Raw genomic sequence first — 15,379 nt, 5'->3', positions numbered from 1 at the left:
ACTTTAAAAGAAAAGTAACCAACTTCACTTATTTATGTCACAGTTTCTAGTTAACTGTTTAATCCTATTCATAAGTATCATTCTGTTAAAAATAATTCAAAAACATAAAAATAACATACCTTTTCCAACTTCAACCTAGCCACTTCCCACCTAACACAATGATAAGTAACCTACAGTTCCTAAACAAAACATTAAACAACAACTATCGAACTAATCTACTAAACTATTGTATTTTCTTATACATACAGAAAGTTTATTTACACAGTTTCTTATAATATATATTTTACCATCATTCATATTCTTTTTTACCACAATAAACGAGGTATTAATGTAAAATAAAAAAGGCTGTGATAAGTTCTATCACAACCTTTTTTTCGTCCTATAAGTAATTAGTCTAATGAGTGATTATAGCGACGTTCTTTCCAATAAAGAAAGAATACAACTAGTAAAAAAGTCCACCCGACTAATACCAAACTAGAAGATGCTTCTCCTGTTTTAGGTAAATATTTGCTTGTTAGTGTATTTGGTGTACCTGGTACAGACGGTGTTTTCGGAACGACAGGTACTTTTCTATTTGTTACATGAACTTGTTGAACAGTACTTGTCTCATTCTTTTTAATGTCAAATGCATATTTCTCGTTTGTTTTTTCATAACCCGCTGGGGCTTTGGTTTCTATAAAGTAATAGCTACCTTCTTTTAAGTTTTCGACTACTAAGAAGCCTTCGTCATTAGTGACTAAATTCTTCTCTACTAACTTATTCGCTTTATCAAATAATGAGAATTCTGCACCTTTTAGATATTTTTTAGAATCTGTTTTATCTGTTTTGATTAACTTAACGGAACCTAGGTACTCCTCTTCTTTGACTTTTTCATTGGTGACTTTAACCTGTTGGACGACACTCGTCTCATTTTCTTTAATGTCAAATCCATACTTCTCATTTGATTTTTCATAACCAACTGGGGCTTTGGTTTCTACAAAGTAGTAACTACCCACTTCTAATTGAGTGACTTCTAGAACACCTAGTTCATTTGTTGTAAACCCATCTTGAAGCAAGCTACCATCTTCATGATAAAGTGAAAACTCTGCACCACTTAACAAAATAGTTGGATCAGATTTATCTACTTTTATTAATTTTACCCCACCAAGCTCTGGTAATTTCTTTGTAATTTTATTCGTCGCTTGAATGTGAATGGTTTCTAGATAGTTCGTCTCTGATATATCAAATCTGTATTTTTGAGTAGATAATTGATAGTTTTCTGGGGCTTTGGTTTCTACAAAATAATAACTTCCTAAAGGCAACTCATTAACAACAATAATCCCATTTTTTGTTGTTAGTTGATCTGCTACTAACTCTCCCGTTTCTTTAAATAATGAAAATTCTGCGCCATCTAACGTCATAGAGGGATTATCAACATCGACTTTAGTTAATTGAACAGCACCTACTATTATTTTCTCGATATTAGTTGCCTCAACACGTACAACTTCACTAGTTTCCTTAGCCTTAATCGTAAATTCATAAGGTGTTGTTGATAGTTCATAACCAACAGGTGCCTTTGTTTCTACAAAGTAGTAATCTCCTTCTGCCAAATTAGTCACTTGAATTTCTCCACGACTATCTGTGACCAATTCATTTTGGACTAACTCGCCTGTTGCTTTAAAGAGTGAGTACTCTGCTCCTGACAAAACTTTTTGATTGTTAGCTTGATCTGTTTTCCTTAAAACAACTGAACCTAGATAAACTTCCTTGTCATTTGTCGCTTGAAGCATGACTACCTCTTCAGCGCTACCTTCTTTAATATCGAAACTGTGTTTTTTAGAAACAATTGAGTAGCCATCTGGTGCTTTCGTTTCTATAAAATAGTAACTTCCAACTTCTAAATCATCTACGCGTAATACGCCTTGTTCATTTGTTGTCAGATTATCTTGAATTAACTCACCCGATTCTTTATAAAGTGTAAACATAGCACTTGCTAACGTTACATCTTGATTACCACCATCAACTTTGGTTAACACAACTGAGCCTTTTTCTGGTTCTTTTTCTTTTGTATTTTCAGCTACAATAAGAATCGGCTCACTGACTTCACTAGGTCCTATTGTAAACTTCCATTCTTGAGTTGATAATTCGTAACCAGTTGGTGCTTTGTTTTCTTTAAAATAGTATGAACCAAATGCCAAATCCGTTACAGTGAGTATCCCTTGCTCATTTGTCTCTAATGACTTAGCGATTTCTTCACCTGATTCTGTATAAAGACTAAACTGGGCGCCTGACAAAACATTTTTCCCTTGGCTATCAATTTTCTTAAGCGTGACTGACCCTTTATCTAAAATTTCTTCTTTGTGGTTGTCTATATGAACAATTCTTTCTTCCGTTATTTTTCCTTTTTCAATTTCAAATTCCCATTTCTTATTGGATTGTTCATAACCCGCTGGCGCTTTAGTTTCTACAAAGTAATAAGAACCTGGTAATAAATTTTTATAGGTTAGTTTCCCTTCGGCATTTGTTGTTAATCCAGTTGCTATTTCAGTTCCATCTTTTTTAAATAATGAAAACTCTGCACCTGCTAAAAACAAAGAGTCATCCTCTTGATCTGTTTTTATGATTACCACTGAACCTAACTCCGGTATTTTTTTATTAGGTACATCAACCAAGATATCTATTTTATTTTTTATAAACTCTTTGGTAATTTCAAATGGGTATTTTTTATCTGATTTTTCATAGCCATCTGGTGCTTTTACTTCTTGGAAATAATAGCTACCTTCTTTTAATTTTGTTTTAACAACCTCACCTTTGTCATTTGTTGTTAAATTACCATCTATCAATACATCTTTTTTACCATCTTCTACTTTATATAAAGCAAACACAGCACCTTTTAAGCGATCAGCAGTGTCAATTGCATCCATCTTGCGAACACGAACTTCACCTAAATAAAATTCCGGTTCTTCAGGTGTTTTATCATTAGTCACTCCAACAACTGTTAATTCTTTTAATGTGTCTGCTGTTATTTCAAAAGGTATTTTCTTATCAGACAATTCATAACCATCTGGTGCTTTGGTTTCTTTAAAATAATAACGTCCAACTTTTAAATCGTTTACATAAATTTCTCCATTTGCATCTGTTGTTAGATCGGTTTTGATTGGTTCCTCTTTACCTTCTTGATAGAGATCAAATACTGCACCAGCTAATTTGGTTCCATCTATTGACGATGTTTTTCTTAAGACAACTCTACCTTTTTTATTCTCTTGAAAATTCCAACCATGGGTTTCCCCGGCACCTTTAAAGTGATCCACAATTATATTACCATCAATATTTTGACTGCCACCTAATGAAGCAAGGGGTGCGAGAATGCTACCTAGCCAAGTACTTCCTAGATAAATATCCCCTGAAAAAGGTTGATTGTTATAACTAAACGTCCATAACAACGTGTTATCTGAGAAATCAGTAGTTTCTTTGTTTCCTCTTTCTGTGCCATCAGTGTATTTAAATTTAATTTGGCTTTGCACGTTATAACTTGAGGCACTATCTGTTTCTATAATCACATAGACGTTTTTAAAATTCCCATCGCCCTGATTTTTTTCCAATCCCTTGATAGTAAGAGGTGTATTCAATTTTAATACTTCAGGCGCTAATCTAATATAAACATCTGGACCAGCAAGATTGGATACATCTATTTCACGCTCATTCTCGTTTTTAAAATCCTTATTGTAATAAACATGACTAGCTTCAGTAGCTATCAACTCATTACTTACCTTTTCTAATCTAGCAAATTCATGATTAAAGTCGATGTACACATTACTACCCTTATCTTGATACACATCTTTTCCAGATAAACGGTCCATTTGTCTACCATTCACTTTAGGTCGATTGTATTCTGACAAATCAATCTGAGTATCTTTTCCGAACACCATTTTTGTATGGTCTCTAATACCAGAAGCACCATTTATTTCAAGTACTTGTTGTGCATAATCATATTCCGTCCACGATATTCCTTGTGTACCGAAATTTGCTGAACCTGATAACTCCTTTGTCGCAACATTTCCATTAGTATGATTAGCCAAATGAGCCTTATTAGCAAATATATGGAAGTAACTAGCAGCGCCTAAAAGAGACTGTTCTGCTTCGGGTACATCTGTATAAAAACTTCCAGCACCTTGAACATCTGAAGTCGCTAAAACATCTATAAAACCAACCGTTCCTAAACAAAAGAGTAGACTAACAACTATTAAACCTAATGTGTTGTTTTTAGCTTTTTTCATCTCAATCCCTACTTTCTTTTTTACACATACAACTATATGTATAGTCTAACATTAAACATAGTGTTATTTTTCACAATATACGGTGGATTTGTGTAAAAAAAGAAGCTGACTCATAAAAGTCAACTTCTTCATTTGTTTAGTATGCTTTTGCCCAATGCATCATGTATTTAGCATCTTCGCCGTTCCATAAGTCTTTGACACCTGTTAAATCATCATTTTGATGATCTAAACTCCAACATCTTGAAGTTGCACCAGTGTCTTCTTTGATTTTAGCTTCTACTTCAGGGTCCCCTGACCAAGGAGCTAACACAAAGCCACCTTCTTCGATTAACTCGTAGAATTCTTCTTTAGTTGTTGCTGTACGTGTTTTAGCATCTTGACGCTCTTTAGCACGGTCAAACATATCTTGTTGAATTGTTTCTAATAACGTTTCAATATTAGCTGCTAATTCGTCATTTAATTCCATAGTGATTTTTTCTAATGTATCACGACGAACTACTACTACTTTGCCTTCTTCAATGTCACGAGGTCCAATTTCAATACGAACTGGGTAACCTTTCATTTCAGCTTCACTAAATTTCCAGCCAGGCTGTTTATCACTTGCATCCACTTTGACACTCATGTTTTTACCTAATAAGTCTTTTAGTTCGTAAGCTTTGTCTAACACGCCTTCTTTATGTTGAGCGATTGGAATAATCATCACTTGTGTTGGTGCAATTCTTGGCGGAATCACTAAACCACGGTCATCACTATGAACCATGATCATGCCACCAATAGCACGAGTTGTGAATCCCCATGATGTAGTGTAAACTGCTTCTTCTTTACCTTCTTTGTTAGTAAAGTTAATATCAAATGCTTTACCAAAGTTATTGCCAAAGTCATGTGATGTATTGATTTGTAGAGCTTTTCCATCATACATTAATGTTTCATTAGTAAATGTTTTATCTGCTCCTGCAAATTTTTCACTTTCAGATTTCACGCCTGATACCACAGGAATCGCTAAATAATTCTCACAAACATCTTCATAAGTCTCTAACATTAATTTAGTTTCTGCTTGTGCTTCTTCAGGTGTTGAGTGACAAGTATGTCCTTCTTGCCAGAAAAACTCAGTTGTTCTTAAGAATGGACGTGTATTTTTCTCCCAACGAACTACACTTACCCATTGGTTATAAAGAACTGGTAAATCACGGTGAGAGTGGATAATTTTTTTGAAGTGTTCTGCAAAGACGACTTCTGATGTTGGACGAATAGCAAGACGTTCTTGTAATTCGTTGTTACCTCCATGAGTTACCCAAGCCACTTCTGGAGCAAAACCTTCCACATGCTCTGCTTCTTTTAATAATAAACTTTCTGGAATTAACATTGGCATTAAGACATTTTCATGTCCTGTTGCTTTTAATTTAGCATCAATGACATTTCTGATATTTTCCCAAATAGCTGTTCCTGTTGGGCGAACTACCATCATTCCTTTAACGCTTGAATAGTCACATAATTCTGCTTTTAAACACACATCTGTGTACCATTTTGCAAAATCATCATCACGACTTGTAATTTCTTTAACGAAACCTTGTTTTTTAGCCATTTTTACTTTCCTCCTAATTGGTTTAAAACACAAAAAAATCTACTTTAATGCAAGGACCAAAAACGGCGGTGCCACCTTGCTTTAAAGTAGATTTGTACTTTACAACTTAATTGATGATATAGGTATCAGACCTATTTGTTTCATTGGTAGGTTCAAGGGGTACTCGATGAAATCTTTCAGCAAATGATTTCTCTCTTTTAATCCAGTAGTTGTCCTTTACTAGTCCAGTCTTAATATTCGATTGGTAACACAAAAATACTACCATCCCTATTTTTCAAAGTCAATCCTCTTATCCTTTGTATCGCCATTCTTTTAGCATGTGTTCAACTGACATGATTGGGTGGTATAGCAACATACGAGGCCCTGAGTAGCGCATGATAACTTTCATTTGATCCTGATACTTTTTTTGATAGCAATGAACAGGACAGATTTTACAAGTTGGCTTTTCTTCCCCAAAACGACAGTAATTCAAGCGTGCCATAGCATATGACAAGACATCACTTCTTTCTTCTTGATGCGCCTCATCTTTAAATTGTTTGTAGTAAATATCAATCATGGCACTGACTGTTTTCTTTTCAAAGTTAATTTTTGGTCCATCATTTATCGGCTTTACCACGATCCATCACACCTTTATTGTAGAATCTCAGCTAATTTTTCTGTATTTAAACGTTCTTTTCCATCAAAATACTCAGCTAACTTAGCAAAAACTAATTTATTTTTGCCTGCTTCATCATTTTCGACTTGAAGCACTAGTAAGGGTTCATGTAAACTCATGCGTAATAAGAACCAACCAGAACCATAAGCGCCTCTTGTGTTGACCCGAATCCCCTCGTCATTTTCAGGATCCACTTCAAATCCATCGACCGTTGCAACAAAGGCTTCTAAGTCATTAATGACATCTTCTCCGTATGTACGGTACTCAGTTCCTGAAATTTTAAAACGAACTTCTTGTGCTTCTGCTGGTTGTTTTAAAAGAGAAATCAACTCACTGATGGTTTTTCCTTCTTCTTTCAATTTAGGTAAAAGCATCAATATTTTGGCAATTACATAAGCCCCATCATCTAAAAAGTAATTTTCTTTAAACGCAGCATGACCACTTGTTTCAATCGCCAAAGGTGTTTCAATCCCTGCCTCGTTTAATTCAATCGCTTTATTAATCACATTACGATAACCACATAGATAACGAATCTGTTTTCCACCTAACGTTTCAATAAAATCTTTTAAATGACTTGAAGTAGGTGAGTTTGTCACGATGGTTTCCCCAGGATTATTATCTAAGACAATGTGTGCTAAAACAGCAATCAGGTTGTTACGATTAATGACTTGACCTGATTTAGCAACAACTGCTGCACGGTCCACATCTGTATCAAAAATAACTCCTAAATCAGCATGATTCGCTAAGACAGCTTCTTGAATACTTGCCATAGCTTCTTTGTTATCTGGATTTGGTATGTGATTCGGGAAAGTCCCATCTGGTTCTAAAAATTGACTTCCAGTAGTATCTGCTCCCAATGCTTCTAATACTTTTTCAGCAAAGAAACCACCAGCGCCATTCCCAGCATCTAAGACAATATGAAAGCCTGCTAAAGGTTGTTCGCTCTTAGTTTCTTGTTGAATTTTTTCTACCATGTCTTGAGCGTATAAAGAAACAATATCTTTTTTCTCCACACTCCCTTTAATAGGTAACGTGGCATCAAAAGACGTACTCATCTCTAAAATAGCTTCAATATCTTCATGCTCTGCACCACCTGATGTGGTAAACAACTTAATGCCGTTATAGTAATAAGGCAAATGACTTGCTGTGATCATAATCCCACAGTCTGCCCCAAATTCTTCAAATTGAGTCGCCATAAACATAGCTGGTGTTGTTGAAAGTCCTGTATCATAAACTACTACGTCCTCTTTTAAAAAGGCCTCTATTAGACTATCTTTAATTAAGTCCGCTGACAAACGACTATCGTGACCAATAGCTATTTTTATTGGGCGATGTTGAATCTGTTTAACCTGTTTTAACCAGCTTAAAATACCTGAGCCAATACGTGTGACTTCTTCTTTTCCTAAGCTAACTTGAAATTCTTCATGAGCAATTGCGACACCACGAATATCTGAGCCATTTTGTAATCTTGATAACATATACTTCCTCCTTAATAACTTATAAATAAGCGACTAATCGTTTATTGATTCGTTTTGCTTCTGCGTCTGATGTTGAAATTAAAACAATAGTATCTGTCCCCGCAAGAGTGCCAACAATTTCTGGCATTTGGAGTTCATCTATTTCAGCAGCCACAACATCAGCCGTCCCTAGTAGCGTGTTAATGACATTCATACACTGAACTTGAGTCACTTGAGAGACTGAATCTTGAAACAACTCTCGTAAATGCTCATCTTGCTCTACACTCACTTCAGGTAAGATACCATATGTAATCACGCCTTTTTCACCATGGACTTTAACAATTCGAAGCTCTTTAATATCTCTTGAAACCGTTGCTTGAGTGGCTACAACGCCTTCTTTGGCCAACTCCTCAATTAGTTGGTGTTGATTTTCTATTGGTTGATTGGCAATGATTTGGGTAATTAACGATTGACGGTCTTCCTTTTTCATCTTGGTGTTCCCTTCCCTATCTGTTTCTCTTGCTAATTATAACAAACTAACCATTCTCAGACGATGTTTATTCGACTTAATGAGTGTATTTCTCTAAGGATAACTCAACTAATCTATCGCAAAGCGTAGCATAATCTAAACCTAATGCTTGAGCTTCTTGAGGCAATAAACTAGTTGGCGTCATTCCTGGTAAAGTATTGGCTTCAATACAAAAAATATCATGAGCCTCGTTCATCAAGAAATCAATCCGCGAATAAGCAGATAACCTTAGTGCTTGATGAGTTTTCACTGCCATCTCTTGCATTTTTTTCGTTATTTCTTCAGATAACTGAGCTGGTGTCACTTCTTCTGTGCTACCTGCTTGGTATTTATTTTTGTAATCATAAAATCCTACCTTAGGAATGATTTCAATCACAGGTAAAGCCTCTTTATCTAAAACACCTACTGCAAATTCTCGTCCCACAATTTTTTCTTCAATGATAATCTCTGTTTTAAATGTTTTTGCCTCACGAATAGCTAAATCAAATGCTTCTTTGGTATCTGCCATATAGACACCAATACTTGAGCCATTGTCATTGGCTTTTACCACACAAGGAGCTTCAAACGTCATACCCTCTTCATAAGCACGCCACTTAGGTGTACTAATGCCATTAAAAGCCATTAATTCTTTAGCTAGTAATTTATCCATAGCCATGGCACTACCTTTATGAGTAGAGCCTGTATACTTAATATCATAGATATCAAATAAGGCTTGAATCTTACCGTTTTCACCTATACCACCATGTAAAGCTAAAAAGACAATATCAGCTGATTGGCAAAGGTGAATCAAATCCATACGAACTTCCCCTTGTTTTTGGTAGTCTTTTCGTAATGAGGTAATATCAGGTGCTATCTCTGGCACTTCATAGTAATAAGTGTCTTGTTTTAAAGATTCGTAAGCGATATCAAAACTCTCGTAACAAGAAACATCATCTAGTAAATCTAGCAATAAAACCTGATGATTATTTTTCTGCAAGGCATTAGCTACTTGAGCTCCTGAAGATAAAGAGACATCTCGTTCATCACTTAAGCCACCTGCTAAAACAATTATTTTCATACAAATTCCTCCAACCGAATTAAATGTAAACACAAGTATACCAAATTTTTATTCAAACAGGTATCCTTCCTTTCATTTATTAAACATATCGTAGCAAAAATAAAATGAGTGTGCTAAAATTTTAAATAACAGAACATATCAAAAGGACGTGATAATCTTTGGAGGATAAAATAAAAGCATGGCTTAAAACAGAGAATAAATGGTTAGTTGTTTTTCTTATACTAATTGGCTTTGAATTAGGTGATATTCTCAATGATTTCATTCTAACTGTCTTCAACATAGATAGCTTTATCATCTCTCTAATCGTTGGTACCTCTTCTTTAATCCTTCCATTTTTTCTTGGTTTCCTTTGGCATGAAAAGATAAATAAATAAAAATAACCCCTAAAAAATTAGCACTTAACACTAATTTTTTAGGGGATTTTTTAGGGCTTAGTTCAAACGGTCATTTACATAAACAATAGACTCTTTTGTTTGTGTAACAAGATCACCAGCCATCTCACCTAAGTACTGATTGTTGATAGCCTGAATCACCATAGGCAAGTTCATACCTGAGTAGATATCATAATTCTTGTTGTTAAGCATTACCCACTTACTAATCAAGTTACATGGGGTTCCTCCCAGTAAATCAACAAAAATCGTATAATCTTCTTCTGGTTGGATTAACGCCTCCCACTTCTCATTAAAATCGTCCTCACCCTCATCAGGCAATAAACTAATAATCAAAATGGTTTCCTGCTCACCCATAATCATTTCAACACTGTTCTTTAGTTCAGTTGAAAAATGACCATGACTTGCTAATATTATTTTCTTCATCAAGACACCTCTATTTTGAAATAATGCCTAGTGCAGATAAGGCAACTGACACGATTAACACAATGAAAATAGCTTTTGTTGAAGTCATCTTTTTCTTACCTAATAAAGAGTACACACCAAAGACAATTAAAGCTGGGAATAGACGAGGTAAAATCATATCCAAACTATTTTGGATATCAATCGTTAAATCACCAATCTGTGGTGCAAATGCAATTTTCACATTAACCATAGTTGCAATCAACGCTCCTACCATGAAAACACCTAGTAAAGAAGCAGCATCTGTTAAAGCAGATAATTTATGTTGCATCGTTGTCACAAGTGTTACCCCTTCACGGTAACCAAATTGAAGTTGTTGCCATCTAAACCAGATAATCGCTAAACAAACAGCTAACCAAAGGAAACAACCCACAGGATTTCCATTAACGGCCATATTAGCAGCTAATGCACCAAAGATAGTTGGTAATAATGAACCGAAAATAGAATCACCAATCGCTGCAAAAGGACCCATTAACCCTACTTTTAATCCTTGAACAGTCTCTTTAGATTTAATCCCTTCTTTTTCTTCAATCGCCAAGTCCACACCAGTGATTAAAGTATTAACAAAGTTACTTGTATTAAAAACTTGAGTATGAGATTTCATCGCTTCTTTTAACTCAGGTGTGTCGTCACCATAAATTTTTCTAAGTTGAGGCAGAATGGTATATAAATAACCTGAACCTTGCATTCTTTCATAGTTCCAACCAAATTGGAAAGCAATAATACTTCTTAAGTTAATCTGTTTGAAGTCTTTCTTCGTCATTTTATAGCTCATCTTCTAATATTTCTCCTTTCGCATCAGATTCTACAGTTGTATTTGATACATTAGTGCTATTTGTTACTGCTTGAGGTTCTTCTGATCGTTTGTATTGTAGCATCGCAAAACCTAAACCAATTAAAGCAATTGCTAACATTGGTAAGTTATTAAAGGTTGCGCTGAACCCTTCTACAACAGATCCTAAGCTACCACCAATTAATTGAATATTACCAAAGACTGTTGTTAATAAGGCTGTGATGACAAATCCTAATACAAGATAAGGGAAATGTTTTTTGACTGGTAAAAATCTTAATAAAATAGCAAAACCGACTGCTGGTAAAACGGCACCCGCAACTGCTAGACCGTCACCTAACCATTTTAAATCGCCATTTAAGACTGTTACAATTTGCTCTACTAAGCCACCACCAAATGTTAAAGCTAAAAAGACTGGAATCGCACGTGACAAGAACCATGACATTGACCCGTATAAGAAGTTTCTTTCGATTCCTTTATAGTCCATATCTTCAATTTTTGCATCGATTCGGTGAGCAAAAAACGTATTACAGAAACGACCTAAAATATCCATTTGAATCATTAAACTTGCTACAGGTACTCCAATCGCTGCTAAGGCTTGCTCAGGCGCCATTCCTAATGAAATAGAGAAAGCTGTTGCTAAAATAGTTCCTGAGTTGGCATCGATTTTTGAGGCACCACCAAATGTTCCCACTCCTAATACCATCAACTGCATACTACCACCAATAATTAAACCTGCACCCATATCTCCCATAATCAACCCTGTGATTAAACCAGCCCAAACTGGTTGAGAAATAGATGTCCAAGGACCTAATTCATCTAGAATTTGATACCCTGCATACAACGTTAACAGTAAGATTTGCCACCAAGCAATTGCCATCTTATTTTCCTCCTTCTTTTGCTTTATCTAATAAGGTCATAAAATCTTCTTCTTTTACACCTGGAACCATTTGAGAAATCACTTTTGTCCCTAGCTTAGTGATTGCTTCAAAATCTTGAATATCTGATTCCACCACATTAATTGAGTTAGTTACTTTTAAAGAGCCTTCTGTTTTAGCCATATTACCGACATTAATTTCTTTTATAGGAATACCTGCTTCAACTAATTTAAGATAAATGGCTGGTGATTTAAGCACAAACAACAAACGTTGATTCCCGTAGCGATCATCTTTCAACTGATTAATAGCTCTTTCAATTGGCAGAACACTTAAATTAACCCCAGTTGGTGTTGCTAAACGAAGACCACTTTTCTCAATATCACTTTCTGAAATAGAATCATCTACCACAATAACCCGTTCAATTTGTAGTTTAGGAATCCAAAGATTCGCTACCTGCCCATGAACCAATCGACTATCAATACGCGCTCCAATAATATTCATCTTCAACTCTCCTTTTAATTAATGATGTTAATCGGTTGGTCAACCAGCCGAATACTTTCTTGGTAAACTCCTTCTGTCTCAAACACAATAATCTCATTAGTTTCTTTTAATATATGTTTTGGTATGTACAAGGTTGTCAACGGTCCAACTTCCCAATACCTACCTATATTGATGCCATTAACAAGGACACAGCCTTTTCCAAACCCTGTCATATCAATATAAGTATCTTCCACTTGATCAAGAGCGACATTGAACTGATAAAAACTTGGTGTTCCTGCTTGCCACTGGCGACTAAAATCGATAAAGTCCGTTGTTTCAAAATCAAGGACGTAATGATGCCACTCTAACATAAAATGAATGTCTGACATGACACCTTGGCGTAATCCTTTTCGTTGTGTATCAGTTAATAACTTATGCCCGTAATTCACTCGTCCCATATTTTCCATCAAAATCGAAATTTCATTTATTTCTTTGGTGATATCCACATAAATATCTTCACCAATTTCATCTTGATATTGAGTAGCGATAAGTTCTTGATTCAGATAGAACTGTGCGCGGTCACGACCATCAATTAGTCTAAAGCGCTCATTATCCGTATCTTTACGGTAACTTGTTTGGTACAACAAATAACCTGAATGTTGATTTAATTTTTCCATAGATAGCGGATATTTAGCCGTTACGTGAGTTGGAACTTCATCTAAAATCGAGAATAAACTTACTTTATCCGTTAATGGAATAGTCTCTATTGCCATTGTATCCTTAATGATTGGTTCCATTTGTTTGGTCCATGGGAATTTTTCCGCAATCATTTGTTGAATGGCATAGTATTTTCCCGTTGGATTCCCCTGCTCATCTAAAGGCGCTCCGTAATCATAAGAGGTGATTTGCGGTAAATCCTTAGTACCTCTTGCTGAACAACCATTCATAAAGCCAAAATTAGTTCCTCCATGGAACATGTATAAGTTAATACTACCTAAAGACATCACTTCGTAAATGGCTTCAACTAACTCATCTGTTTCACGTGTGACAATTGGCTCGCCCCAGCGATTAAACCAGCCAGCCCAAAACTCCATACACATTAACGGCCATTTTTTATGATGCTGCTCATGAAATGCTTTTAAATTAGCAAAATTTTCTTTTCCTTTAGAACCAAAATTTCCTGTTGGTAGTAAATTTTCTTCCACTAGGCTCCCTGCTTCAAGAGTTGCTTTCCAAGCACCATCTGAGGTAAATAAAGGAACAGTTGCCCCGTGTTTAACCATTAGCCTCTTCATTTCCACTAAATAATCCTTGTCTTCTCCAAATGAGCCGTACTCATTTTCAACTTGCATCATGATGATAGGACCACCTTGATCAATTTGAAGAGGTGCTAGTTTTTTAAACAATTGTTCGTAGTAACGATCAACAAAGCCTAAAAATTTAGGATCAGAGGATCTCAAACGGATATCGCTTTCATTTAACAACCAGTAAGGTAAGCCACCAAATTCCCACTCAGCACAGATATAAGGTGACGGTCTAACAATGACCCATAGCCCTAGTTCTTGTGCCGTTTTAATGAATTTAGTCACGTCAAGGTTCTCGCTAAAATCATATTCACCTGGTTGTTTCTCATGCATATTCCACGGCACATATGTCTCTACTGTATTAAAACCAAGAGCTTTTAAATTATATAGTGAATGGTGCCAGTCGTTTTCATGAATTCTAAAATAGTGAATAGCACCTGACCAAATCTTCATCGCTTCACCATTTAAGTAAAATTCTTCTTTTATTTCAAATGTCGACACTTTTTCGCCTCCTGTAAAAACGTTATCATTTAATATATTAACATATTAATATACTAAGTTGATTGTGTCAATATATCTTTTTCTTGAAATATGAGTTAATATATAAACTATACAATAAATGTGAGGGACTCTTATGAAAACACCAAAATATCTGCAAATAAAAAACGACCTAGAAAAGGAAATTAAATCTGGTAATTTTGCTAGTGGAGATAAGTTTTATAGTGAAAAAGAATTGATTAATAAGTACAATGTCAGCTCAATTACTGTGATTCGTGCCATCCAAGAATTGACCAATGAAGGATTTCTTGTTCGCCATCAGGGGAAAGGAACCTTTATTTCTCGTTCCCGTAAACGATCGCTAGTAGAATTTTCTGATATTGAAATATTTGAACAAAGCAAAGATGTGGTAAAAGTATTAGCTATTGATCTTTGTGATGACGATGAGATTCGAGCAAAATTGAAACTGAAAAAAAATCAAACTTTCTATAAGATAACTAGAATTCGCTCTTATAATGAAGAAGCGTATTTCTTACAATTTTCTTATATACCTAGTACCTACTTGAAAGAAAACATTGAAAACAAATCTTATTACGAATCCATTTATCATCGATTCAAAACTGATTTTGGCATTAACGCCAATGAGCAGTTAGCTACTGAAACAAATGAAATCTGCTTTCCCACACCTATTTTAATTGCTGATGAACTTGGAATCGATCCAAAAACTCCCACGGTTCTTCAACAAAAGATAACTGAATTAAAAGACAATGGTGACGTAATTGAATTTGTAGAATCTTACAAAAAATGGAATTACTATAAAATTGAGTTTTCTACTTTTTCACCTAACTAAAAAATTAGGATGGGTCAAAAGTCGTTTTGCTCTGGCAACTGGAGGAGTTAAGGTACAATCGGCTCTTTCGATTGAACCTTAATTGTGAAGTTGTTGAAAGAGTAGACTTTTTATCCCCTGACTAAATGAAGAAAATTCAGGGATAAGAAAAGAGGCTGACTCAAATGTCAGCCTCTCAGATTGAAGACAAAC

The 15,379-nt window shown here is 35.2% G+C and carries 13 protein-coding genes; 2 read left to right on the top strand and 11 right to left on the bottom strand.

What is annotated here, in order from left to right; all coding sequences use genetic code 11:
- Window positions 1–389: 389 nt before the first annotated feature.
- From DOK76_RS07905 to DOK76_RS07880, 6 genes are all read right to left on the bottom strand, one after another.
- Window positions 390–4,256, bottom strand: coding sequence for a SpaA isopeptide-forming pilin-related protein (locus tag DOK76_RS07905; protein ID WP_206966555.1), 3,867 nt, complete (start codon window positions 4,254–4,256; stop codon window positions 390–392).
- Window positions 4,257–4,392: 136 nt separating this feature from the next.
- Complete coding sequence (proS, locus tag DOK76_RS07900; protein WP_206966553.1) at window positions 4,393–5,838, bottom strand: proline--tRNA ligase; 1,446 nt, start codon at window positions 5,836–5,838, stop codon at window positions 4,393–4,395.
- Between the two features lie 289 nt (window positions 5,839–6,127).
- Window positions 6,128–6,454 carry a nitrous oxide-stimulated promoter family protein gene (locus tag DOK76_RS07895; protein WP_206966551.1) on the bottom strand — a complete coding sequence of 109 codons (327 nt, stop codon included), beginning with the start codon at window positions 6,452–6,454 and terminating at the stop codon, window positions 6,128–6,130.
- A gap of 14 nt (window positions 6,455–6,468) precedes the next feature.
- On the bottom strand, window positions 6,469–7,971 hold the full coding sequence (locus DOK76_RS07890) for a phosphohexomutase domain-containing protein (RefSeq protein ID WP_206966548.1): 1,503 nt from the start codon (window positions 7,969–7,971) through the stop codon (window positions 6,469–6,471).
- Between the two features lie 19 nt (window positions 7,972–7,990).
- Window positions 7,991–8,440, bottom strand: a complete 450-nt coding sequence (gene argR / locus DOK76_RS07885) for an arginine repressor (RefSeq protein ID WP_206966546.1) — start codon at window positions 8,438–8,440, stop codon at window positions 7,991–7,993.
- 76 nt (window positions 8,441–8,516) lie between these two features.
- Window positions 8,517–9,536, bottom strand: coding sequence for a D-alanine--D-alanine ligase family protein (locus DOK76_RS07880; RefSeq protein ID WP_206966544.1), 1,020 nt, complete (start codon window positions 9,534–9,536; stop codon window positions 8,517–8,519).
- Between the two features lie 158 nt (window positions 9,537–9,694).
- Between DOK76_RS07880 and DOK76_RS07875 the strand changes: the two genes are divergently transcribed.
- Entirely contained in the window at window positions 9,695–9,910 is a 216-nt protein-coding gene (locus tag DOK76_RS07875; RefSeq protein WP_206966542.1) for a hypothetical protein, read from the top strand.
- 57 nt (window positions 9,911–9,967) lie between these two features.
- Here the strand turns inward: DOK76_RS07875 and DOK76_RS07870 are convergent, their stop codons facing one another.
- From DOK76_RS07870 to DOK76_RS07850, 5 genes are read right to left on the bottom strand one after another with little or no spacing between them, the layout of a single operon-like run.
- Window positions 9,968–10,354: a PTS sugar transporter subunit IIA gene (locus DOK76_RS07870; protein WP_206966540.1), complete on the bottom strand. Its 387-nt coding sequence runs from the start codon at window positions 10,352–10,354 to the stop codon at window positions 9,968–9,970.
- A 7-nt stretch (window positions 10,355–10,361) separates the two neighbouring features.
- Window positions 10,362–11,162: a PTS system mannose/fructose/sorbose family transporter subunit IID gene (locus DOK76_RS07865; protein WP_206966538.1), complete on the bottom strand. Its 801-nt coding sequence runs from the start codon at window positions 11,160–11,162 to the stop codon at window positions 10,362–10,364.
- A complete protein-coding gene (locus tag DOK76_RS07860) occupies window positions 11,152–12,057 on the bottom strand; it encodes a PTS mannose/fructose/sorbose/N-acetylgalactosamine transporter subunit IIC (protein WP_206966536.1) in 906 nt (301 codons plus the stop codon). Before DOK76_RS07860 ends, DOK76_RS07865 begins: the two co-directional genes overlap by 11 nt.
- Before the next feature lies 1 nt (window position 12,058).
- Window positions 12,059–12,556 (bottom strand): PTS sugar transporter subunit IIB, encoded by a 498-nt coding sequence (locus DOK76_RS07855; RefSeq protein WP_206966534.1) that lies wholly within the window; start codon window positions 12,554–12,556, stop codon window positions 12,059–12,061.
- A 14-nt stretch (window positions 12,557–12,570) separates the two neighbouring features.
- Window positions 12,571–14,340: a glycoside hydrolase family 35 protein gene (locus DOK76_RS07850; protein WP_206966532.1), complete on the bottom strand. Its 1,770-nt coding sequence runs from the start codon at window positions 14,338–14,340 to the stop codon at window positions 12,571–12,573.
- Window positions 14,341–14,473: 133 nt separating this feature from the next.
- Between DOK76_RS07850 and DOK76_RS07845 the strand changes: the two genes are divergently transcribed.
- Entirely contained in the window at window positions 14,474–15,187 is a 714-nt protein-coding gene (locus tag DOK76_RS07845) for a GntR family transcriptional regulator (protein ID WP_206966530.1), read from the top strand.
- Window positions 15,188–15,379 lie beyond the last annotated feature (192 nt).

Source organism: Candidatus Vagococcus giribetii (assembly GCF_017316185.1).
Taxonomy (GTDB): domain Bacteria; phylum Bacillota; class Bacilli; order Lactobacillales; family Vagococcaceae; genus Vagococcus; species Vagococcus giribetii.
The sequence above is the reverse complement of the archived record's forward strand: the minus strand, read 5'-3'. Positions and strand labels throughout refer to the sequence as shown.